The organism is Streptomyces sp. NPDC087901 (genome assembly GCF_044742205.1).
Classification (GTDB): domain Bacteria; phylum Actinomycetota; class Actinomycetes; order Streptomycetales; family Streptomycetaceae; genus Streptomyces.
Genome location: NZ_JBIUUC010000001.1, coordinates 1,060,521 through 1,080,598 on the forward strand (window position 1 = coordinate 1,060,521; position 20,078 = coordinate 1,080,598).

A 20,078-nucleotide genomic window follows, 5' to 3' on the forward strand; every position below is an offset into this window, starting at 1 on the left:
GTGGATACGAAGAAGAAGGTCGTCGTCTTCGACTACGGCTTCGGCAACGTGCGGTCCGCCGAGCGCGCCCTCGCCCACGTCGGCGCCGACGTCGAGATCACCCGCGACTTCGACACGGCGATGAACGCCGACGGGCTGCTGGTGCCCGGCGTCGGTGCGTTCTCCGCCTGCATGGAGGGCCTGAAGAAGGCCCGCGGCGAATGGATCATCGGACGCAGGCTCTCCGGCGGGCGTCCGGTCATGGGCATCTGCGTCGGCATGCAGATCCTCTTCGAGCGCGGCATCGAGCACGGCGTGGAGACCGAGGGTCTCGACGAGTGGCCCGGCACCGTCGGCCCGCTCAAGGCCGACATCGTCCCGCACATGGGGTGGAACACCGTGGAGGCCCCCGAGGACTCCCGGCTGTTCGCCGGACTCGACCCCGAGTCCCGGTACTACTTCGTGCATTCCTACGCGGCGCACGACTGGTCCCTCGAAGTCACCAACGCCAAGATCCGTGCCCCCAAGGTCACCTGGGCCACGCACGGCGAACGGTTCGTGGCGGCCGTGGAGAACGGCGCGTTGTGGGCCACCCAGTTCCACCCCGAGAAGTCCGGCGATGCCGGCGCCCAGCTGCTGACCAACTGGATCGAGACGCTGTAATGCCGAAGCTTGAACTGCTCCCCGCCGTAGACGTCCGCGACGGCCAGGCGGTCCGCCTGGTGCACGGCGAGTCCGGCTCCGAGACCTCGTACGGCTCCCCGCTGGAGGCCGCACTCGCCTGGCAGCGCGCCGGCGCCGAATGGCTGCACCTCGTCGACCTGGACGCCGCCTTCGGCACCGGCGACAACCGCGCGCTCATCGCCGAAGTGGCCGGCGCCATGGACATCAAGGTGGAGCTCTCCGGCGGCATCCGCGACGACGCCTCGCTCGCCGCCGCCCTCGCCACCGGCTGCCGCCGCGTCAACCTCGGCACCGCCGCCCTGGAGACCCCGGAATGGGTCGCCAAGGTCATCGCCGAGCACGGCGACCAGATCGCGGTCGGCCTCGACGTCCGCGGCACCACGCTGCGCGGCCGCGGCTGGACCCGCGACGGCGGCGACCTCTACGAGACGCTCGCCCGCCTCGACTCCGAGGGCTGCGCCCGCTACGTCGTCACCGACATCGCGAAGGACGGCACGCTCCAGGGCCCCAACCTGGAGCTCCTGAAGAACGTCTGCGCGGCCACGGACAAGCCCGTCGTCGCCTCCGGCGGTGTCTCCTCGCTCGACGACCTGCGCGCCATCTCCTCGCTCGTCCCGGCGGGCGTCGAGGGCGCGATCGTCGGCAAGGCGCTGTACGCGAAGGCGTTCACCCTCGAAGAGGCGCTGGAGGCGGTCTCCGTATGACCGACTCCGTCAAGCGCATCTCCTCCGGCGCCCCCTGGGAGGAGAAGTTCGGCTACTCCCGCGCCGTCGAGCTGCCGAACGGGCTGGTGCTCGTGGCCGGGTGCACGTCGGTGGTGGGCGGCCAGATCTCCGCGGGCAGCCCCTACGAGCAGGCCGTCGCCTCCTTCGAGGTCGCCTTCGAGGCGCTGAAGCAGCTGGACCTGGGCCGCGAGGACGTCGTCCGTACCCGGATGTACGTCACGCACGCCCGGGACACAGACGAGGTCGGCCGCGCCCACAAGGAGCTGTTCGACGACGTCCGTCCCGCCGCCACCATGATCATCGTGTCCGGTTTCGTCGACCCGAGCCTGGTCGTCGAGGTCGAGGTCGAGGCCTACCGGGCAGGTGCGTGATGACGCTCGCGGTACGTGTCATCCCCTGCCTCGACGTGGACAACGGCCGGGTCGTCAAGGGCGTCAACTTCCAGAACCTGCGCGACGCCGGTGACCCGGTCGAGATGGCGAAGCTGTACGACGCCGAGGGCGCCGACGAGCTGACCTTCCTCGACATCACCGCCTCCAGCGGTGACCGGGAGACGACCTACGACGTGGTGCGCCGCACCGCCGAGCAGGTCTTCATCCCGCTCACCGTCGGCGGTGGCGTCCGTACCCCCGACGACGTCGACAAGCTCCTGCGGGCCGGCGCCGACAAGGTCGGCGTCAACACCGCGGCCATCGCCCGGCCGGAGCTGATCCGGGAGATCGCCGAGCGGTTCGGCCGTCAGGTGCTCGTCCTGTCCGTGGACGCCCGGCGCACCCCCGCCGGCACCTTCGAGGTCACCACGCACGGCGGACGCAAGGGCACCGGCATCGACGCCGTCGAATGGGCCCACCGGGCCGCCGAACTCGGCGCGGGCGAGATCCTGCTCAACTCGATGGACGCCGACGGCACCAAGGACGGCTATGACACCGAGATGATCGCGGCCGTGCGGAAGCACGTGACCGTGCCCGTCATCGCCTCCGGCGGCGCGGGCCGGCTCGCGGACTTCGCACCGGCCATCGACGCCGGGGCCGACGCGGTCCTCGCCGCGTCCGTCTTCCACTTCGGCGATCTGCGGATCTCCGAGGTCAAGGGCGCTCTGCGGGAGGCCGGACACCCGGTCCGCTGAGGACCGGCAGGGGACACCGGTCTTGAAGGCCGGTGAAGTTGCCGATGCGCGCCACCGGGGTGCACCGCAAAAGTGGCGACCGCCAGAGAACAACGGCGGTTCCACGCGGTGCACCCCGAAGCGGCTTTCGGTTCCTGCCCGGCGTGGCCCCGCCACGACCGAGAGGCCCCCCTCGTGCAGCACCTCCCCTCCGGCGACACCTCCCCGCGCCACCGGATGTCCAAGAGCCGTTCCCGTCTCGTCAAGGGCCTGCTGGCCGCCACCGTCGCCACCGCGGGTCTGTGCACCGCGCTGATGCCGGGCGCCCAGGCCGCCGACAACCCCTACGAGCGCGGTCCGGCCCCGAGCAACGCGAGTATCGAGGCGAGCCGCGGCTCGTACGCGGTCTCGCAGACCAGCGTCTCCTCGCTCAGCGTCAGCGGCTTCGGCGGCGGCACGATCTACTACCCGACGTCCACCTCGGACGGCACCTTCGGCGCGGTCGCCATCTCGCCGGGCTTCACCGCCTACCAGTCCAGCATCGCCTGGCTCGGACCGCGGCTCGCTTCCCAGGGCTTCGTCGTCTTCACCATCGACACCAACACCACGATGGACCAGCCCGACAGCCGGGGCCGCCAGCTCCTGGCCGCGCTGGACTACCTGACGAAGACGAGCTCGGTGCGTACTCGGATCGACACCTCCCGGCTCGGAGTGATGGGCCACTCCATGGGCGGTGGCGGCACCCTGGAGGCCGCGAAGAGCCGCACCTCGCTGAAGGCGGCGATCCCGCTGACCGGCTGGAACCTCGACACCACGTGGCCCGAAGTCCGTACACCCACCCTGATCTTCGGCGCGGACGGTGACACGATCGCCCCCGTCGCCACTCACTCCGAGCCGTTTTACCAGTCGCTGCCGAGCACGCTGGACAAGGCGTACGTGGAGCTGCGCGGGGCCACGCACTTCACCCCGAACTCCTCCAACACCACGATCGCGAAGTACAGCATCTCGTGGCTGAAGCGCTTCATCGACAACGACTCCCGCTACGAGCAGTTCCTGTGCCCGCTGCCCGCGGCGAGTCTGACGATCGCCGAGTCGCGGGGCAACTGCCCCCACACCTCGTAGTCCCCGACGTCGTTCCTGACGTTGGCGAAGGGCCGGACCGCGCAGTGCGGTCCGGCCCTTCGCCGTCGGGCCCCGGTTCTTTGCCGTCGGGCTCCCGGCTCTTCGCCGTCGGGGCGCGTCAGTCGTCCTCGGTGAGGAACCCGGCGACGGAGGCGGCGAATCCCGGATCGCGGACGACGGTGAGATGGTCCCCCGGCAGCACCTTCAGGCGTGACCCCGTGAGGGCGTCGGCCAGCACCTCGGGCCGCACGGCCAGGGGATCGTCCGCCCCGGCGAGCACCAGCGTGGGTATCCGGATCCGGTCCAGCGGCAGCGGGCCCCGGTGCACCGAGCGGATCTGTGCGGCGAGGGCCAACCGGTCGGAGCCCGTGGTGTCGGCCAGGATCCGGAAGCCCCGGGTCCGTTCGGGGGCGTCGGCCGCGTCCTCGGCCGTCAGCGCGGCCGCCACCAGCTCCGGCGGCATGGCCCGGGTGTCCAGCCCGCCCACCTCCACCGCGCCCGCGCCGATCCCGCCGACCACCAGCCGGGTGATCCGCTCGTCGTCGGCGGCCGCCAGCAGCGCCACGACCGCCCCCATCGAGTAGCCCGCCAGATGCACTTCGCCGCCACCGGTGCGGTCGATCAGCTGCCTCACGTCCCGGGCCATCACCGACTCGCCGTACCGGGCGTCGTCGTGCGGCTTGTCCGACGAACCGTGCCCCCGGGCGTCGAGCGCGAGGACGTGGCGGCCCCGCGCCACGAGGGCCTCGACCACACCGGGGCCCTCCCAGTTCAGCCGGGCATCGGCGGCGAAACCGTGCAGCAGAAGCACCGGGGGCAGTCCGGCCCGCGGCCCGCGGGACCAGGACCAGTAGCGCAGCGTCAGACCGTCGTCCGTACGGAATTCATCAGTCATGGCCCGACGTTACGGGCGGCGCGCGCGAGACCGGGTCCGCGATGTGCGCGTGCACAGTCACCTACGGCTCACCTTGGGAGGGCGCCCCGCAAGCGGCCGGGGGCGGGCCGGGTGCGGACGCACATCTTCCGACACTGTTTACGCGGAAGTAACGTGCTGGTTGTGACTCCATCGACGACCGTGCACAGTCCGCTCCGGCTGTACGGCCGCAGCGGTGAACTCGCCATCCTCGACACCCTGTTGGTACGGCTGCGCAACGGTGACGGCAGCGCGCTGGTGCTGACCGCACTGCCCGGCATCGGTCGCACCGCGCTCCTGGACAGGGCCGTCGCCGCGCACCACGAACGGCGCACCGGCCCCGTCCTGACCGCCACCGCGGCCCCCGCCGAGCAGCGGCTTCCGTACAGCGGGCTGCACGCTCTGCTCTGTTCCGCCCCCGGCCCGCTTCCGCTGTCGCCCGACGCGGTGCTGCACGACGGCATCACCCCCACGGCGCTGCTCGGCCTGCTGCGGCAACTCGGCTCCGAACAGCCCCTCCTGGTGTGCGTGGACGACGCGCACGACTGGGATCCCGCTTCGCGTGCCGCCCTCGTCTTCGCGGCCCGCAGGCTCGGCGCGGGCAGCCGGGTCGCAGTGGTGATCGGCGCCGGGGACGAGACGAGCTTCGCTGGGCTGCCCGCGCTCCGGCTCGGACCCCTCGACGACGACGCGGCGGCGGCCGTCCTGGACCGGATCACCGACGCCGCGGACCAGGTCGATCCGGTGGTCCGAGGCGAACTCCTCCGGGAGGCTGCCGGGAATCCCCGGCTGCTCGCCGGACTGACCGGCCGGCTCACCCCCGACCAGCTCGCCGGCCGCACCCCGCCGCCGTATCCGCTGCCCGGCGCCGAGGGCGTCCTGGACGCGTACGCCGCCCGCCTCGACGGGCTGCCCCCGGACACCCGCACGCTGTTGCTGCTCGCAGCTGCGGCGCAGGAACACGAGCCGGAGGGTGCCGGCACGGACATGGCCCTCCTGCTCCGCGCGGCCGCCTCGGCAGGTCTCGGCCCCGCAGCGCTCGACGTGGCCCTGCTGACCCCGGCCGGGACCGCCAGTGCCCTCCAACGGGCGGGCGACCGCCTCCACTTCAACCACCCACTGCTGCGCCGGGCGGTCCTGTACCGCGCTTCCCCGCAGCGCCGCCGCGCGGTCCACGGCCTGCTCGCCACCTTGCTGGCGACGGCCGGCGCCCGCGGACGCGTCCGCCGGCCGCTGCGACGGGCCACGGGGGTGGGGGGAACGGGTTACGGCGGCCTCGCCTCCCCTCGGACCGGATCCGGTGCCTCGTACGTGACGGCTTCCGGTTCCCGCGTGGGTGACGGCGGGGCGGCTGCGCCCGGTTCCCGACCGGGCGGCGGCGGGGGCGGGGTGTCCGCTTCAGGCTTCCGCCCCGGTGACGCCTGCGCGGCCGGTTCCCCTTCCCCGGCCGGTTTCGCTTCCGGTTCCGTGCCCGCGCCCGCGCCCGCGCCCGCTTCCGGTTCCGGTTCCGCGCCCGGCAACGTCTCCGGTCCGGCTCGTGACGGTGCCACCTGTGCCGTGCCGGCCCTCCCCCTACAGCAGGGAGCCCTCCGGCACGGGCCGGGACACATGGCTGCCGGACCGTCCGTGCTCCCCGCGCTCGTCCAACGTGCCTGCGCCGCCGAGGGGCCCGACGACGGGCTGGCCGACGCACTGGAGGCGGCGGCCGTGGCACCTCGGCCGCACGCCGAGCGGGCAGCCGCGCTCGCCCGTGCCGCGGTGCTCTCCAGCGACGAGGCGGTGCGGGCCGCCCGGTTCGCCGGCGCCGCCGAGCACACCCGGCTCGCGGGTGACACCGGCCGGGCCCGCGCGCTGCTGGCCCGGGTGGGTGCCTGCCCCGCGCACGACGGCGCGCACCTGGTGCGCGGGCTCCTCGCCCTGCGCGACGGACCGGCCGCCGACGCCCACGAGGCCCTCCTCGCCGCTGCGGCGCTGCTCGCGCCGCACGACCCGAGCCGCGCCCTCGACGCCCAGCTCGGCGCCGCCGAGGCCGCCTGGGCGATGGGGGACGCGCTCGCGTACCTCGACGCCATGACCCGTATCCCGGTATCCGTGTCCGATCCGGCCCTCGCCCAGTACTGCGACGGCATGAGCGCGGTGCTCTGCGGGCGCATCGCCGAAGGGCAGGCGCTGCTGCGCCGCTGCCTCGACTCCGCCGGCCGGGCGCGCGACCCGGCCCAGCTGCTGCGCGGCGGGGTCTCGGCCCTGGTGCTGGGCGACGTCGACGCCGCCTGCCGGTTCGGGACCCGGGCGCTCGCCGCCGTACGGTCGGCCGGCCCCGAGGCCCTGCTGCCGCAGGCCCTGGAACACCTGGCGTACGCCGAGCTCAGGGCCGGCCGCCATGCCTCCGCCCGGGCGCACGCGCTGGAGGGCCTGCACGCTGCCCGGCGTACCGGGCAGCCCAACACCGCCTCCCACCTGCACGCCGTGCTCGCACTCGCCGCTTCCGTGGAGGGTGGCACGGAGGCCTGCGCCACCCATGCCGACGCGGCCCTCGCGGGGGCCGGACCGCACGGACTCGCCCAGGCCGCGACCCTGGCCACCTGGGCACTCGCCCGCGCGGACCTGGCGGCGGGGCGCTCCGGCGCGGCCGCCGCCCGGCTCGACCCGCTCGTGAGGCCCGGTCCCCGGCGCGGGCACTTCGCCACCCGGATGCTCGCCGTACCGTGTTACGTCGAGGCGTCCGTCCTGGCCGGGCGGCCTGCCCGGGGCAGGGGAGCGGACCCGGTCGCCGACGCCGTGGCGGAGTTCGCCGTCTGGGTCACACGCACCACGGACCCCCAGGCCCCCGCCCAGCTGGCCCGCTGCCGCGCCCTGCTGGCGGCACAGGCCGACGTGGCCGGCCGGTACGAGGAGGCGCTCGCCCACCACGACCGCGCGGGCGGCGACTTCGAACGCGCCCGCACCCAGCTGTTGTACGGGGCCTGGCTGCGCAGGCGCCGCCGCACCCGGGAGGCCAGGGGCCCGCTGCGCGACGCCCTGGTCGCCTTCGAGCGGTGCGGTGCACGGGGCTGGACCGATCGGGCGAGCGGTGAACTGCGGGCCGCCGGGGAGGCCGTGGAGGGCCCGGCCGCGGCGGGCGGCACGGATCCGATGGCGGCCCTCACCCCGCAGCAGCAGCGCATCGCCCGGTGCGTCGCCGAGGGGGCCACCAACCGTGAGGTGGCGCTGCGGCTCTCGGTGAGCACGCGGACCGTCGACCACCATCTGCGCAATGTGTTCGCGGCGCTGGGGGTGCGGTCCAGGACCGAGCTGGCCAGGCTGCTGGACCGCTGAGGCCCGTCCGGTACACGCGCGGAACCGGGGCCCGTGGCCGGCCCGGGTTTCGGCTCCGAGTCCGGGAGGTTGCAGGACCGTGATGAGAAGTACGCCGCAAACCTCTAGGTACCGACTGGGCGGTATGCCATTCTGCGGGCGTCAGGATGATTCGGTGTGCTCATGCCCAACGCCGGGCTGAGTGAACCGGAGCCGGTCGTTTTCTGGAGCCGGCCGAATCCCGGTGGAGGCCGCCATGCCGCAGGTCGTACGTTCACGGGTCAGGGCGTTGCACGGGCCGCCCCCCGTCGCACCGATGCCGCGCCGCTTCCGTTCGCTGGCCGATCGCGAGGCCGTCGCCGTACTGCACCGGTCGGCCCGGGTGCTGATCGAGGCCCTGCCGGAGCTGACGGACCGGCTCGTCGAGGCGCTGCGCGAGCAGGAGCCCGCCTACCGCTCGGCCATCGAGGCCGACGCGGCGGAGATCTGGCAGGAGGTGCACCACTCGCTGCGGCACAACGTCGGATCGCTGATCCAGCCCCGGGAGTTCCGGGACGCGGCCCACCGCACCTCCCGGCGGATCGGTGAGGTCCGGGCCGAGCAGGGCCTGCCGCTCGACGCGGTTCTGCACGCCTTCCGGATGGGCGGTGCGATGGTCTGGCAGGACCTGGTGGACGACACCGCGCGCCGCCACCCCGAGGACATCCGGCTGTTGGTGCATGTCGCGGCGGACGTCTGGAACTTCGTGGACGAGCACTGCGGTGTCGTCGCGGACGCCTACCGCCAGACCGAGCGCCGGCTGGCCTGGCGGCGGGAGAACCGGCAGCGCCTGATGACGGCGGCGCTGCTGGACGGCACCGCGCAGATCGCCGAACTGCCGGACGCCGCCACGATGCTGGAGCTGCCGGAACACGGCAGGTACGCGGTGCTCGCGGTCTCCACCGCCCGTCGCGCCCCGCACGGCACCGCGCAGCCGCCGATGACGCTGCCCGCCGGGACGGACGCGCTCTGGCACCCGGGCCCGGACGCGGAGTTCGCGATCCTTCCGCTGGCCCGGTGCGAGGGGGCGGCGCAACCCGTCGCACCGCTCACCGAGGCGGCCCCCGGATCCGCGACAGCGGAGGGGAGCGACGGGCCGCCCGACGCGCCTGCCGGTGCGGTCGACGGGGACGCGGAACTGGCCGCGCTGGCCGCCGGGTTGTGCGCCCCGCCGGGAGCCCGGGTCGGCATCAGCTCCGTCGTCGTCGGGCTGGCGGCACTCGGGGACGCCCGGCGGCTCGCCGAGACCGCCCTGCGGGCCTGCCCGGCCGCGGGCGGGGTCGTCCTGCTCGACGAGCAGCTGCCCGCCGCCCTGGTCGTCTCGTCCCCGGGGCTCGGCTCGGCGCTGGCCGCGCGGGTACTGGGGCCACTCGACCGGCTGGACCCGGCCGACCGCGACGTGATCATCGAGACGCTCACGGCGTGGCTCGACTCGGACGGTTCCGCGCAGCGGGCGGGGGCCCGGCTCTACTGCCACCGCAACACGGTCCTGAACCGGCTGCGCCGCTTCGAGCAGCTGACCGGACGCTGTCTCACCCGCCCGTCCGACGCGGTCGAGGTCTCCCTCGCCCTGGCGGCCCGCCGCCTGCTGCCCGGCTGACGGTCCGGCGAGCACATCTGACGGTCCCGCGAGCACATCGCGCCCGCGCCCACCGGGCGGCAGACGCGATGTGCTCGCGCACAGACCTCACCCGCACCGGCTGTACCCGCGCAGCGCCCCCGCCCCGCCCTGTGTACGCGGACCCGGGAGACTGATGCCGTAACCGGCATGTCTTCTGAGCGCCCGACACCTCGCACGCCTCGCGCCCGCGCGAGCGCCTGCGCACCCGCTGCCACGCCCGTCCCGGCGCCGGGACCGCGCCGGTGAGCGGCGGCTTCGACGCCCGGTCGCTGGCCGTGGTCGTCTTCCTCGGATTCGTCGCCGTGTCGCTGCTGCTGTGCGGGCTGGCCGCGGCGGACCAGGACGACCCGGAACACTTCTACGCGGGCGGCGGCTCCGCCCTCGGCCCGGCCGGGAGCGGGCTGGCCATCGCCGGTGACTACATCTCGGCCGCCACCCTGCTCTCCACCACCGGCTCCGTCGCACTCGCCGGCTTCGACGGCATTCTCTTCGCTGTCGCCACGGTGGCCTCCCTCGTGCTGGTCATGCGGATCCTGGCCGAACCGATGCGCCGCAAGGGCGTGTTCACCCTCGGCGACTTCCTGGCGGACCGGCTCGGCGACCCGACCGTACGCCGCGCCCTGGGGCTCACCACTCTGGTCGTCCTGGCCCCCCTGCTGCTGGTCCAACTCGCCACCGCGGGCCGGGTCATGGCATCCGTTTTCGGGCTGCCCGACGGAGCGCTCACCAGCTGCACCGTCGCCAGCGGCGCCCTGATGGTCTGCTACTCCGCCGTCGGCGGCATGCGGGGCACCGGCTACATCCAGATCGTCAAGGTCGCCGTGGTGCTGGCCGCGGTGACCCTGCTCGCCGGTCTGGTGCTCGCCCGCTACGGCTGGAACCCGTTCGCCCTCTTCGACGCCGCCCAGCAAGGCAGCGGCGCGGGCGGGTCCTACGCGCGCCCCGGGCTTCAGTTCGGCCACACCTTCGCCGGCACCCTGGATCTGCTCGGCTTCCAGCTGACCCTGGTCCTCGGGGCCGCCTGCATGCCGCACATCATGATGCGGCTGCACCCGATGCGCGACAGCTGGACCGTACGCCGCGCCACCGTCTGGGCGGCGGCCCCGGTGGCCTTCCTGTGCGCCGGCGTCGTCGTGGTCGGCCTCGGCGCGTCCGCCCTGCTCGGCCACAAGATCATTCAGGCCGCGGACCCGGCGGGCGGCACCGCGCTGCTGCTGGTGACCGGCGCGCTCGACCCGGGTGCCGACGGGCCGCGCGAGAGTCTGCTCTTCGCGTTCGTGGCCTGCGCGGTGTTCGCCACCACACTGGCCGCGGTGGCCGGCATCACGCTGGCCGCCGCCTCCTCCGTCGCCCGCGACTTCGCGACGAAGGCCCGGTCCCGCACCGCCGCCCGGTCCGACCGGTCAGCCGGTCGCGAGATCCTCCGCGCCCGCCTGGCCGTCGTCCTGACCGGCGCGCTCTCCGTCTACGTCTCGATGTACACCCACGACCGCAATCCGCAGGTGCTGCTCTCGCTCTCGTTCGCCGCCGCCGCCTCCGTACTGCCGCCCGTGCTGCTGTACGCGCTGTTCCGGCCGGGCTTCAACGCGCGCGGGGTGCGCTGGACCGTCTACGGCACGTTGCCGCTGATCGCGGTCCTGATGGTGTTCTCGCCCGCGTTCTCCGGCACCCACATCGCGCTGTTCCCGTACCGCGACTTCCACTGGTTCCCGCTCCAGACGCCGGGACTCGTCACGATCCCGGCCGGATTCCTCCTGGGATACGTCGGCTCCCGCACCGGCCGGAAGGCGGAGCGGCCCGCCCCGCCGGCCCGGCCCACGCATCGCGCACCTTCTGTCGCGCGGTAGACAACGATTCGCGGTGGACAGCGCGCGAAACGAGCGGCGCTACATGCCGAGCTTCGCCGTCGTCAGCCGGCCGATCGCGTCCTGCTCACCCTCCAGCTCGACCCGCGCCGCGTCCTGCCGTCCGAACGCGAACAGCAGGAGCTCGCCCGGCTCACCGGTCACCGTCACCACCGGCGTGCCCCGGTGAGCGACCGCCGTCTGGCCGTCCGGGCGGCGCAGCACCAGCCCCACCGGCGCCTTCCGCCCGAGGATCCGCGCCGCCTTCTCCGTACGCGACCACAGGACGTCGGCGAACACCGGGTCCAGCTCCCGCGCCGACCAGTCCGGCTGCGCCCGGCGGACATCCTCCGTGTGCACGTAGAACTCGACCGTGTTGGCCGCCTCGTCCAGCTGCTTCAGCCCGAACGGGGACATCCTCGGCGGACCCGTACGGATGAGCTGGATCAGCTCCTCGTACGGCTTCTCGGTGAACTCGGTCATGACCCGGTCCCGCCGGTTCTTCAGCGGTCCGATGACCAGACCGGCCGCCGCGTCGGGCCGGCGCTCCCGTACCACCACATGGGCCGCCAGCTCCCGGGTCGTCCAGCCGTGGCAGAGAGTCGGTGCCTCGGGGCCCACCGCCTCCAACAGGTCGGCAAGCAGAAGTCGTTCGCGCTTCGCATGGGTCGACATGCCCGCCAGGGTACGACCGTCGGCCACGGTCCGCCCAGTGGACGCACGCCGGGAGGCCTCCGTACCCACGGCACAATGGGCACATGACCAGCACGCCCACGCCCGGCACCCCCCGGCCCGCCAGCGACCTCGACCCCGCCATCGCCGCCCGCCTCAAGCGCGGCGCCGACGGACTGGTCCCGGCCATCGCCCAGCAGTACGACACCGGCGAGGTGCTGATGCTCGGCTGGATGGACGACGAGGCCCTGCACCGCACCCTGACCACCGGCCGTTGCACCTACTGGTCGCGCAGCCGCCAGGAGTACTGGGTCAAGGGCGACACCTCCGGCCACATCCAGCAGGTCAAGTCCGTCGCCCTGGACTGCGACGCCGACACCGTCCTCGTCAGGGTCGACCAGACGGGTGCCGCCTGCCACACGGGCGACCGCACCTGTTTCGACGCCGACGTCCTCCCGCTCGGACAGTAGGGTCTGCCGCCATGGATCTCGACACGTTCCGCAAGCTGGCCGTCGACCGGCGCGTCATCCCCGTCACCCGCAGGCTCCTCGCGGACGGCGACACCCCCGTCGGTCTCTACCGCAAGCTCGCGGGGGAGCGCACCGGCACCTTCCTCCTGGAATCCGCGGAGAACGGCCGCACCTGGTCGCGCTACTCCTTCATCGGTGTACGCAGCGCCGCCACGCTCACCACCCGCGACGGCGAGGCCCACTGGGTCGGCTCCCCGCCGGTCGGCGTCCCCGTCGACGGCGACCCGCTGCAGGCCCTGCGCGCCACCATCGAGACCCTGCACACCCCGCACGACCAGGAATCCGGGCTGCCGCCCTTCACCGGCGGCATGGTCGGCTACCTGGGCTACGACATCGTGCGCCGGCTGGAGAAGATCGGCGAGAGCGGCGGCGACGATCTCAGGCTCCCCGAGCTGACGATGCTGCTCACCTCCGACCTCGCCGTTCTCGACCACTGGGACGGCAGCGTCCTGCTGATCGCCAACGCGATCAACCACAACGACCTGGCCACCGGTGCCGACGAGGCGCACGCCGACGCCGTCGCCCGGCTCGACGCCATGGAGCAGGACCTGCGCCGCCCCGTCGAGAACACCCCGGCGGTCCTGCCGCCCTCCGAGCTCCCGCCGTACACCGCACTGTGGGGAGGCAAGGCCTACCAGGACGCGGTCGAGGACGTGAAAGAGCGCATCCGGGCCGGCGAGGCCTTCCAGGTCGTCCCCTCCCAGCGCTTCGAAACCCCGTGCACGGCAAGCGCGTTGGACGTCTACCGAGTGCTGCGCGCCACCAACCCCTCGCCGTACATGTACCTCTTCCGCTTCGACGGCTTCGACGTCGCGGGCTCCAGCCCCGAGGCCCTCGTCAAGGTCGAGGACGGCCGCGCGATGGTCCACCCGATCGCCGGAACCCGGCACCGCGGCGCCACCCCGCAGGAGGACCAGGCGCTCGCCGACGAACTCCTCGCCGACCCGAAGGAACGCGCCGAGCACCTGATGCTCGTCGACCTCGGCCGCAACGACCTGGGACGGGTCTGCGAGCCCGGCAGCGTCGAGGTCGTCGACTTCATGTCGATCGAGCGGTACTCCCATGTGATGCACATCGTGTCCACCGTCACCGGCCGCGTCGCCGAGGGCCGCACCGCCTTCGACGTCCTCACCGCGTGCTTCCCGGCGGGCACCCTCTCCGGCGCTCCCAAGCCGCGCGCCATGCAGATCATCGAGGAGCTCGAACCCACCCGCCGCGGACTGTACGGCGGCTGCGTCGGCTACCTCGACTTCGCCGGGGACTCCGACACCGCCATCGCGATCCGCACCGCGCTGCTGCGCGACGGCACGGCATACGTCCAGGCCGGTGCCGGTGTCGTCGCCGACTCCGACCCGGTCGCCGAGGACACCGAGTGCCGCAACAAGGCCGCGGCGGTGCTGCGCGCCGTGCACACCGCGAACCGGCTCGGCGGCAACTGACACCTCACCCGCGACCGGCAGCGGGAGAGGAAGTGAGACAACCGGCACAAGGGGCCCTTACGGCCAACGCGGGGCCGTAAGGGATAGTGGAGTACGTGAGTGCTGTCCCCGTACCCCAGCCCCGTGCCGAAGCCGCCACCGCGCCCGACAGCGCGGGAAGCCGCCGAAGCCTGGCAGCCGGCCTGCTCCTCGGGGCCGCCGGCGCCACCGTCGTCCTGCTCGCCTCCGGGCAGACCTGGGCCGGGGGCAAGGCCTCCGTCGGCGGCGGCACCCTGGCGCTGAACGCCGACGGGCAGGACGTCACCGGCCTCCCCGCGGCCCTCGCCATAGTCGGCCTGGCCGCCCTCGTCGCCGTCTTCGCCGTCCGCGGCGCCGGCCGGCTGGCCGTGGCGGGACTGCTGGCCCTCAGCGGGCTCGGCGCCGCACTGAGCGCCTACCTCGGCGCGTCCGACAGCGCCGCACTCGACGAGAAAGCCGCGCAGTCCACCGGCGACAGCTCCGCCGCCATCGAGGCCCTCAGCCACACCGCCTGGCCCTACGTCACCGCGGCCGGCGGCCTGCTGATCCTGCTCGCCGGGCTCCTCGCCCTGCGCTTCGGCCGCCGCTGGCCCACGATGTCCGGACGGTACGAGCGCGACGGCACCCCGCGCCCCCGCAAGGCCCCTCGCACGGCCCCGGACCCGGACCGGCCCGAGGACCTGTGGAAGGCCCTGGACCGCGGCGAGGACCCGACGCGCGAGGCGTGACCCCCAGCTCACGTCGCACTCGCACGTACGGGACAATGGCCGTGAGCTCGCAGCAGAGCGGCACCCACAGCGGCACGGGTGCGGCGGCCCCGAGCGATACCAACAGCGCAACACCAACGAGGAGCAACTCATGGCGGGCAGCAGCCACGGACACACCCCGGCCGCCTGGACCGGTGTCATCATCGCCTTCATCGGCTTCTGCATCGCGGGCGTCTTCATGGTCGCGGCCAACCCCCTCGGCTTCTGGGCCGGAATCGTCGTGGTCTTCGTCGGCGGGATCGTCGGCCTCGCGATGAAGGCCGCCGGCCTCGGCATGCCGAAGGAGTCCACGGAGCTGGCGGAGGCCAGGGCCCGCGCCGGACAGGCGCAGACCTCCTGACCCGTCCTGAGGACGTACGCGCGCAAGGCGCAGCCCACGCCCGGGCTGCGCCTTTCCGTATCAGCGGCGACAATCACCGAGTGGACGCATCGTCTTTCCCCGCCGCGCCTTCACCGGCCGCCGACCCGCCGACACCGGGCCCCCGGCCGGTGACCGGCCCGCCACCGACGCCCGGCAACGGGCCTGCGCCGGTCCTCCCGCCTGTTCCCACCCGCGCTCCCGTCCCCGCCTCACGGCTCCGACGGATCGCCGCGCCGGCCGCCGTCCTGGCCGGCGTCGTCGGGGCCTTCGCCTACGTCGGTACGGTCGACCCCAACGAACCGGGGCACTACCCGGTCTGCCCGCTGCTCCGGCTCACCGGCATCTACTGCCCCGGCTGCGGCGGACTGCGCAGCGCCCACGCCTTCGCGCACGGTGACATCGTGGCGGCGCTCGGTTCCAACGCCGTCGCCGTCATCGGCTACGCGGCCCTCGCCGTGTTCTGGGCCCTCTGGATGGTCCGAGCGGCCACCGGGAGGCCGCTGCGGATCGACCTGAAGCCGGTTTACCTGTGGGGGATCGGAGCCGTGCTGCTGATCTTCGGTGTGGTCCGGAACCTGCCGTTCGGATCGGCGCTGGCGCCGTGAATGCCCAGGTAGTGGGACATCCACCGGCCGGATGCGAGCCCATCGGTCTCCTGCGGATACCATCGGCAGGGCCAGTCCTGTTCCCTTGTCAACGTCCCGGAAGGGGGCCTCTCGCGTGAGTGTGCTCGACGAGATCATCGACGGCGTTCGCGCCGACCTCGCGGAGCGGCAGGCGCGCGTCAGCCTCGACGAGCTCAAGGAACGCGCGGCCCGCGCTCCTCAGGCCAAGGACGGAGTCGCCGCCCTGCGCGGCGAGGGCGTGACCGTCATCTGCGAGGTCAAGCGCTCCAGCCCCTCCAAGGGTGCCCTGGCCGCCATCGCCGACCCTGCCGCGCTCGCCGCGGACTACGAGGCCGGCGGCGCGTCCGTCATCTCGGTCCTCACCGAGGAGCGCCGCTTCGGCGGATCGCTGGCCGACCTGGAGGCCGTCCGCGCCAAGGTCGACATCCCGATCCTGCGCAAGGACTTCATCGTCACCTCGTACCAGCTGTGGGAGGCGCGCGCCTACGGAGCCGACCTCGTCCTGCTGATCGTCGCCGCTCTCGACCAGGAGGCCCTCGTCTCCCTGATCGAGCGCGCCGAGTCCATCGGCCTGACGCCGCTGGTCGAGGCGCACGACGAAGAGGAGGCGGAGCGCGCGGTGGACGCCGGCGCGAAGATCATCGGCGTCAACGCCCGCAACCTGAAGGACCTCAAGGTCGACCGCTCCACCTTCGAGCGCGTCGCCCCCGAGATCCCCGACCACATCGTCAAGGTCGCCGAGTCCGGCGTCCGCGGCCCGCACGACCTGATCGCCTACGCCAACTCGGGCGCGGACGCCGTGCTGGTCGGCGAGTCCCTGGTCACCGGCCGTGACCCGCGGTCGGCCGTCGCCGACCTGGTCGCCGCCGGCGCCCACCCGGCGCTCCGGCACGGACGGAGCTGACCGCACCCGTGTCCGCCGACTGTTCCGCGTTCCGTCCCCGGCCGGGGCTGCGCCCCGCCGGGGCGCGGCAGCTGCGGGACCCGCACGCGCCGCTGGCGCGCGGCTGCCGCCCCCGCGGCTGCCGCGCCCCCGCACGCCGGGTGCACGGCCGGCGGGTGCGGTACGTGATCGGTGACGAGCCCGGCCAGGTCAACGGCATGCGATGGCGCACGGGGTCCGCGCAGTAGAGCGAGCCCCGGCCGTCGCCCCCGCCCCACCGGCGGATCCGCACGACCGCACCGCCCGGCCGCCCACGGCCGCGGCGGCGCTCCGCTCACGGCGCATACGGTGAACCCATTCACTGCCATGCCGAGGAGCACGTCGAGATGTCGTCCGACTTCTTCATTCCGGACCCGGAGGGTCTGATCCCCAGCGCCGAGGGGTACTTCGGTGCGTACGGCGGAAAGTTCATCCCGGAGGCGCTCGTCGCCGCTGTGGACGAGGTGGCCGTCGAGTACGACAAGGCCAAGGCCGACCCTGCCTTCGCCGCCGAGCTCAACGAGCTCATGGTGAACTACACCGGCCGCCCCAGCGCCCTCACCGAGGTCGCCCGCTTCGCCGAGCACGCCGGCGGCGCGCGGATCTTCCTCAAGCGCGAGGACCTCAACCACACCGGCTCGCACAAGATCAACAACGTGCTGGGCCAGGCGCTGCTCACCAGGCGCATGGGCAAGACCCGCGTCATCGCCGAGACCGGAGCCGGCCAGCACGGCGTCGCCACCGCGACCGCCTGCGCGCTCTTCGGCCTCGAATGCACCATCTACATGGGCGAGATCGACACCGAGCGGCAGGCGCTGAACGTGGCGCGCATGCGGATGCTCGGCGCCGAGGTCATCGCCGTGAAGTCCGGCTCCCGCACGCTCAAGGACGCCATCAACGAGGCGTTCCGCGACTGGGTCGCCAACGTGGACCGCACCCACTACCTCTTCGGTACGGTCGCGGGCCCGCACCCCTTCCCGGCGATGGTCCGCGACTTCCACCGCGTGATCGGCGTCGAGGCCAGGCGGCAGATCCTGGAACGGGCCGGCCGGCTGCCGGACGCGGCGATCGCCTGCGTCGGCGGCGGCTCCAACGCCATCGGGCTCTTCCACGCCCTCATCCCGGACGCAGGCGTCCGCCTCATCGGCTGCGAGCCCGCCGGACACGGTGTGGAGACCGGAGAGCACGCGGCCACCCTGACCGCGGGCGAGCCCGGCATCCTGCACGGCTCGCGCAGTTACGTCCTCCAGGACGACGAGGGCCAGATCACCGAGCCGTACTCCATCTCGGCCGGTCTGGACTACCCGGGCATCGGCCCGGAGCACGCGTACCTGAAGGACATCGGCCGGGGCGAGTACCGTGCCGTCACCGACGACGCGGCCATGCAGGCGCTGCGCCTGCTCTCCCGCACCGAGGGCATCATCCCGGCCATCGAGAGCGCGCACGCGCTGGCCGGTGCCCTGGAGGTCGGCAAGGAACTCGGCAAGGACGGACTGATCCTGGTCAACCTGTCCGGCCGCGGTGACAAGGACATGGACACGGCAGCGCGCTACTTCGGGCTGTACGAGACGGACGCGGCCGTCGAGGCCGACGCGGACAGCATCGGCGCGGAGATCGAGGGGGACGTCAAGTGAGCGGCAACATCGAGCTGCTGAGCACCACGATCGCCGCCGCCAAGGCGGAGGGCAGGGCCGCGCTGATCGCGTATCTGCCCGCCGGCTTCCCGACCGTGGACGGCGCCATCGAGGCCGTCAAGGCCGTGGCCGCAGGCGGCGCCGACGTCGTCGAGGTGGGGCTGCCCCACAGCGACCCGGTGCTCGACGGTCCGGTCATCCAGACCGCCGACGACATCGCGCTGCGCGGCGGCGTACGGATCGCCGACGTGATGCGTACGGTCCGCGAGGCGTACGACGCGACGGGCATCCCGATCCTCGTCATGACGTACTGGAACCCGATCGACCGGTACGGCGTCGAGCGCTTCACCGCCGAGCTCGCCGAGGCCGGCGGCGCCGGGTGCATCCTGCCCGACCTTCCGGTCCAGGAGTCCGCGCTGTGGCGCGAGCACGCCGGCAAGCACGGTCTCGCGACCGTGTTCGTCGTCGCGCCCAGCAGCAAGGACGAGCGCCTCGCCACCATCACGGAGGCCGGCTCCGGCTTCGTCTACGCGGCGTCGCTGATGGGTGTCACCGGCACCCGTGTCTCGGTCGGCGAGCAGGCCCAGGACCTGGTGAGGCGCACCCGCGCCACCACCGACCTCCCGGTCTGCGTCGGCCTCGGCGTGTCCGACGCCGACCAGGCCGCCGAGGTCGCCGGCTTCGCCGACGGCGTCATCGTCGGCTCGGCCTTCGTCAAGCGGATGCTGGACGCGCCCGACGAGGCGGCAGGACTGGCGGCCGTCCGCTCACTGGCGGCCGATCTGGCCGAAGGTGTTCGAAAGCGCTGACACCTGACGTAACCCGAATGGGTGGACATGGGACCGGGGAGGCACGCGAGTGCCTCCCCGGTTCGTTGCTGCGGGTGTGAGCGAGAAGAACCAAGAGGGAAAAAGGGCCGCGCGAGACCGGCTGATCCAGCAGCGCGAGCAGGCGAGGGCGCAGGAGCGCCGCCGCCGCACGCTGATCGTCTCCGCCGCCGTGGTGGGGGTCCTGGGACTGGCCGCCGTCGTCGGCGTGATCGCGGCGAACACCGGAGGCAAGGGCGACAAGGACAAGGCTTCGGGCCCGGCCGTCGCGCCGTCCGGCGCCACCGGCAAGGACAGCCTGGCCATTCCGGTGGGAGCGGACGACGCCCCGTCCACGCTCACGGTCTGGGAGGACTTCCGCTGCCCGGTCTGCGCCCAGTTCGAGAACGCGTTCCGGGACACGATCCATCAAATGGAGCAGAGCGGGCAGATCAGGGTCGACTACCACTTCGCCACGCTGATCGACGGCAATCTCGGCGGCAGTGGCTCGCTCAGGGCGGCCAACGCGGCAGCATGCGCCCAGGACGCCGGCAAGTTCCCGGCGTACCACGACGTCCTGTACAGCAACCAGCCGCAGGAGTCCGACGACGCCTTCGGCGACAACAGCAAGCTGATCGAGCTGTCCAAGAAGGTCGAGGGGCTCGACACGCCCACGTTCCGCAGCTGTGTGGAGGACGGCGCGCACGACGCCTGGGTGGAGAAGTCCAACACCGCGTTCGAGAAGGGCGGATTCCAGGGCACACCGACGGCGCTGCTCAACGGCGAGTCGATCTTCCCCAAGAAGGGGGACGAGCCCATCACCGTGGCCAACCTGAAGAAGTGGGTCGCCGAGGCCGACAAGGGCAAGAAGCCGGGCACCGTCACACCCGCTCCGTCGGGGTCCTGAAGCGCTGCCGGGTGACCTCGGACCGGGCACGGCCTCCGGGGCCACCTGCGCTCCGACCGGCGCGCAACCG

Annotated in this window: 20 protein-coding genes; 18 read left to right on the forward strand and 2 right to left on the reverse strand. The window is 73.2% G+C overall.

What is annotated here, in order from left to right; genetic code table 11:
- The 5 genes from hisH to ACIOEW_RS04725 all read left to right on the forward strand — a co-directional run bounded on the left by hisH (nt 1) and on the right by ACIOEW_RS04725 (nt 3,615).
- A complete protein-coding gene (hisH, locus tag ACIOEW_RS04705) occupies nt 1–642 on the forward strand; it encodes an imidazole glycerol phosphate synthase subunit HisH (RefSeq protein WP_362557121.1) in 642 nt (213 codons plus the stop codon).
- Nucleotides 642–1,367: a bifunctional 1-(5-phosphoribosyl)-5-((5-phosphoribosylamino)methylideneamino)imidazole-4-carboxamide isomerase/phosphoribosylanthranilate isomerase PriA gene (gene priA, locus ACIOEW_RS04710; RefSeq protein ID WP_145762961.1), complete on the forward strand. Its 726-nt coding sequence runs from the start codon at nt 642–644 to the stop codon at nt 1,365–1,367. Before hisH ends, priA begins: the two co-directional genes overlap by 1 nt.
- Complete coding sequence (locus tag ACIOEW_RS04715) at nt 1,364–1,759, forward strand: RidA family protein (RefSeq protein ID WP_362557123.1); 396 nt, start codon at nt 1,364–1,366, stop codon at nt 1,757–1,759. The genes priA and ACIOEW_RS04715 overlap by 4 nt, the downstream gene beginning before the upstream one ends.
- On the forward strand, nt 1,759–2,514 hold the full coding sequence (gene hisF / locus ACIOEW_RS04720; protein ID WP_362557125.1) for an imidazole glycerol phosphate synthase subunit HisF: 756 nt from the start codon (nt 1,759–1,761) through the stop codon (nt 2,512–2,514). Before ACIOEW_RS04715 ends, hisF begins: the two co-directional genes overlap by 1 nt.
- Nucleotides 2,515–2,730: 216 nt before the next feature.
- Nucleotides 2,731–3,615 (forward strand): alpha/beta hydrolase family protein, encoded by an 885-nt coding sequence (locus ACIOEW_RS04725; RefSeq protein WP_401961562.1) that lies wholly within the window; start codon nt 2,731–2,733, stop codon nt 3,613–3,615.
- A gap of 118 nt (nt 3,616–3,733) precedes the next feature.
- On the opposite strand, the gene ACIOEW_RS04730 is transcribed toward ACIOEW_RS04725, so the two are convergent.
- Nucleotides 3,734–4,510 (reverse strand): alpha/beta fold hydrolase, encoded by a 777-nt coding sequence (locus ACIOEW_RS04730; protein WP_362557127.1) that lies wholly within the window; start codon nt 4,508–4,510, stop codon nt 3,734–3,736.
- Between the two features lie 153 nt (nt 4,511–4,663).
- On the opposite strand from ACIOEW_RS04730, the gene ACIOEW_RS04735 reads away from it, so the two are divergent.
- The 3 genes from ACIOEW_RS04735 (at nt 4,664) to ACIOEW_RS04745 (ending at nt 11,329) form a co-directional block, all read left to right on the forward strand.
- Nucleotides 4,664–7,843, forward strand: coding sequence for an AAA family ATPase (locus tag ACIOEW_RS04735; protein WP_401961231.1), 3,180 nt, complete (start codon nt 4,664–4,666; stop codon nt 7,841–7,843).
- Nucleotides 7,844–8,078: 235 nt separating this feature from the next.
- Nucleotides 8,079–9,461, forward strand: a complete 1,383-nt coding sequence (locus tag ACIOEW_RS04740; RefSeq protein WP_401961234.1) for a PucR family transcriptional regulator — start codon at nt 8,079–8,081, stop codon at nt 9,459–9,461.
- Nucleotides 9,462–9,724: 263 nt separating this feature from the next.
- Nucleotides 9,725–11,329, forward strand: a complete 1,605-nt coding sequence (locus tag ACIOEW_RS04745) for a cation acetate symporter (RefSeq protein WP_401961236.1) — start codon at nt 9,725–9,727, stop codon at nt 11,327–11,329.
- 39 nt (nt 11,330–11,368) lie between these two features.
- On the opposite strand, the gene ACIOEW_RS04750 is transcribed toward ACIOEW_RS04745, so the two are convergent.
- Nucleotides 11,369–12,001 carry a TIGR03085 family metal-binding protein gene (locus ACIOEW_RS04750; RefSeq protein WP_401961239.1) on the reverse strand — a complete coding sequence of 211 codons (633 nt, stop codon included), beginning with the start codon at nt 11,999–12,001 and terminating at the stop codon, nt 11,369–11,371.
- 83 nt (nt 12,002–12,084) lie between these two features.
- On the opposite strand from ACIOEW_RS04750, the gene hisI reads away from it, so the two are divergent.
- The 10 genes from hisI to ACIOEW_RS04800 all read left to right on the forward strand — a co-directional run bounded on the left by hisI (nt 12,085) and on the right by ACIOEW_RS04800 (nt 20,008).
- Nucleotides 12,085–12,468 (forward strand): phosphoribosyl-AMP cyclohydrolase, encoded by a 384-nt coding sequence (gene hisI / locus ACIOEW_RS04755; protein WP_311312946.1) that lies wholly within the window; start codon nt 12,085–12,087, stop codon nt 12,466–12,468.
- Nucleotides 12,469–12,479: 11 nt separating this feature from the next.
- Nucleotides 12,480–13,967, forward strand: a complete 1,488-nt coding sequence (locus tag ACIOEW_RS04760) for an anthranilate synthase component I (RefSeq protein ID WP_401961241.1) — start codon at nt 12,480–12,482, stop codon at nt 13,965–13,967.
- Between the two features lie 86 nt (nt 13,968–14,053).
- Nucleotides 14,054–14,713 (forward strand): TIGR02234 family membrane protein, encoded by a 660-nt coding sequence (locus ACIOEW_RS04765; protein ID WP_362551300.1) that lies wholly within the window; start codon nt 14,054–14,056, stop codon nt 14,711–14,713.
- Between the two features lie 130 nt (nt 14,714–14,843).
- On the forward strand, nt 14,844–15,092 hold the full coding sequence (locus ACIOEW_RS04770; protein ID WP_362551303.1) for an HGxxPAAW family protein: 249 nt from the start codon (nt 14,844–14,846) through the stop codon (nt 15,090–15,092).
- Nucleotides 15,093–15,241: 149 nt separating this feature from the next.
- Nucleotides 15,242–15,718 (forward strand): DUF2752 domain-containing protein, encoded by a 477-nt coding sequence (locus tag ACIOEW_RS04775; RefSeq protein ID WP_401961564.1) that lies wholly within the window; start codon nt 15,242–15,244, stop codon nt 15,716–15,718.
- 115 nt (nt 15,719–15,833) lie between these two features.
- Nucleotides 15,834–16,643, forward strand: coding sequence for an indole-3-glycerol phosphate synthase TrpC (gene trpC, locus ACIOEW_RS04780; RefSeq protein ID WP_401961245.1), 810 nt, complete (start codon nt 15,834–15,836; stop codon nt 16,641–16,643).
- A 47-nt stretch (nt 16,644–16,690) separates the two neighbouring features.
- A complete protein-coding gene (gene trpM / locus ACIOEW_RS04785) occupies nt 16,691–16,870 on the forward strand; it encodes a tryptophan biosynthesis modulator TrpM (RefSeq protein ID WP_362551549.1) in 180 nt (59 codons plus the stop codon).
- 138 nt (nt 16,871–17,008) lie between these two features.
- Nucleotides 17,009–18,295 (forward strand): tryptophan synthase subunit beta, encoded by a 1,287-nt coding sequence (gene trpB / locus ACIOEW_RS04790; RefSeq protein ID WP_362551309.1) that lies wholly within the window; start codon nt 17,009–17,011, stop codon nt 18,293–18,295.
- Nucleotides 18,292–19,104 carry a tryptophan synthase subunit alpha gene (gene trpA, locus ACIOEW_RS04795; RefSeq protein ID WP_401961246.1) on the forward strand — a complete coding sequence of 271 codons (813 nt, stop codon included), beginning with the start codon at nt 18,292–18,294 and terminating at the stop codon, nt 19,102–19,104. Before trpB ends, trpA begins: the two co-directional genes overlap by 4 nt.
- Nucleotides 19,105–19,180: 76 nt before the next feature.
- Nucleotides 19,181–20,008 carry a DsbA family protein gene (locus ACIOEW_RS04800; RefSeq protein ID WP_401961247.1) on the forward strand — a complete coding sequence of 276 codons (828 nt, stop codon included), beginning with the start codon at nt 19,181–19,183 and terminating at the stop codon, nt 20,006–20,008.
- Nucleotides 20,009–20,078 lie beyond the last annotated feature (70 nt).

What these genes read in the sequence shown, in the direction of transcription:
- priA (WP_145762961.1), top strand. Translation starts at nt 642, where the DNA reads ATGCCGAAGCTTGAACTGCTCCCCGCCGTAGACGTCCGCGACGGCCAG.
- ACIOEW_RS04715 (WP_362557123.1), top strand. Translation starts at nt 1,364, where the DNA reads ATGACCGACTCCGTCAAGCGCATCTCCTCCGGCGCCCCCTGGGAGGAG.
- hisF (WP_362557125.1), top strand. Translation starts at nt 1,759, where the DNA reads ATGACGCTCGCGGTACGTGTCATCCCCTGCCTCGACGTGGACAACGGC.
- ACIOEW_RS04725 (WP_401961562.1), top strand. Translation starts at nt 2,731, where the DNA reads ATGTCCAAGAGCCGTTCCCGTCTCGTCAAGGGCCTGCTGGCCGCCACC.
- ACIOEW_RS04730 (WP_362557127.1), bottom strand. Translation starts at nt 4,510, where the DNA reads ATGACTGATGAATTCCGTACGGACGACGGTCTGACGCTGCGCTACTGG.
- ACIOEW_RS04740 (WP_401961234.1), top strand. Translation starts at nt 8,079, where the DNA reads ATGCCGCAGGTCGTACGTTCACGGGTCAGGGCGTTGCACGGGCCGCCC.
- ACIOEW_RS04750 (WP_401961239.1), bottom strand. Translation starts at nt 12,001, where the DNA reads ATGTCGACCCATGCGAAGCGCGAACGACTTCTGCTTGCCGACCTGTTG.
- hisI (WP_311312946.1), top strand. Translation starts at nt 12,085, where the DNA reads ATGACCAGCACGCCCACGCCCGGCACCCCCCGGCCCGCCAGCGACCTC.
- ACIOEW_RS04760 (WP_401961241.1), top strand. Translation starts at nt 12,480, where the DNA reads ATGGATCTCGACACGTTCCGCAAGCTGGCCGTCGACCGGCGCGTCATC.
- ACIOEW_RS04770 (WP_362551303.1), top strand. Translation starts at nt 14,844, where the DNA reads ATGGCGGGCAGCAGCCACGGACACACCCCGGCCGCCTGGACCGGTGTC.
- trpB (WP_362551309.1), top strand. Translation starts at nt 17,009, where the DNA reads ATGTCGTCCGACTTCTTCATTCCGGACCCGGAGGGTCTGATCCCCAGC.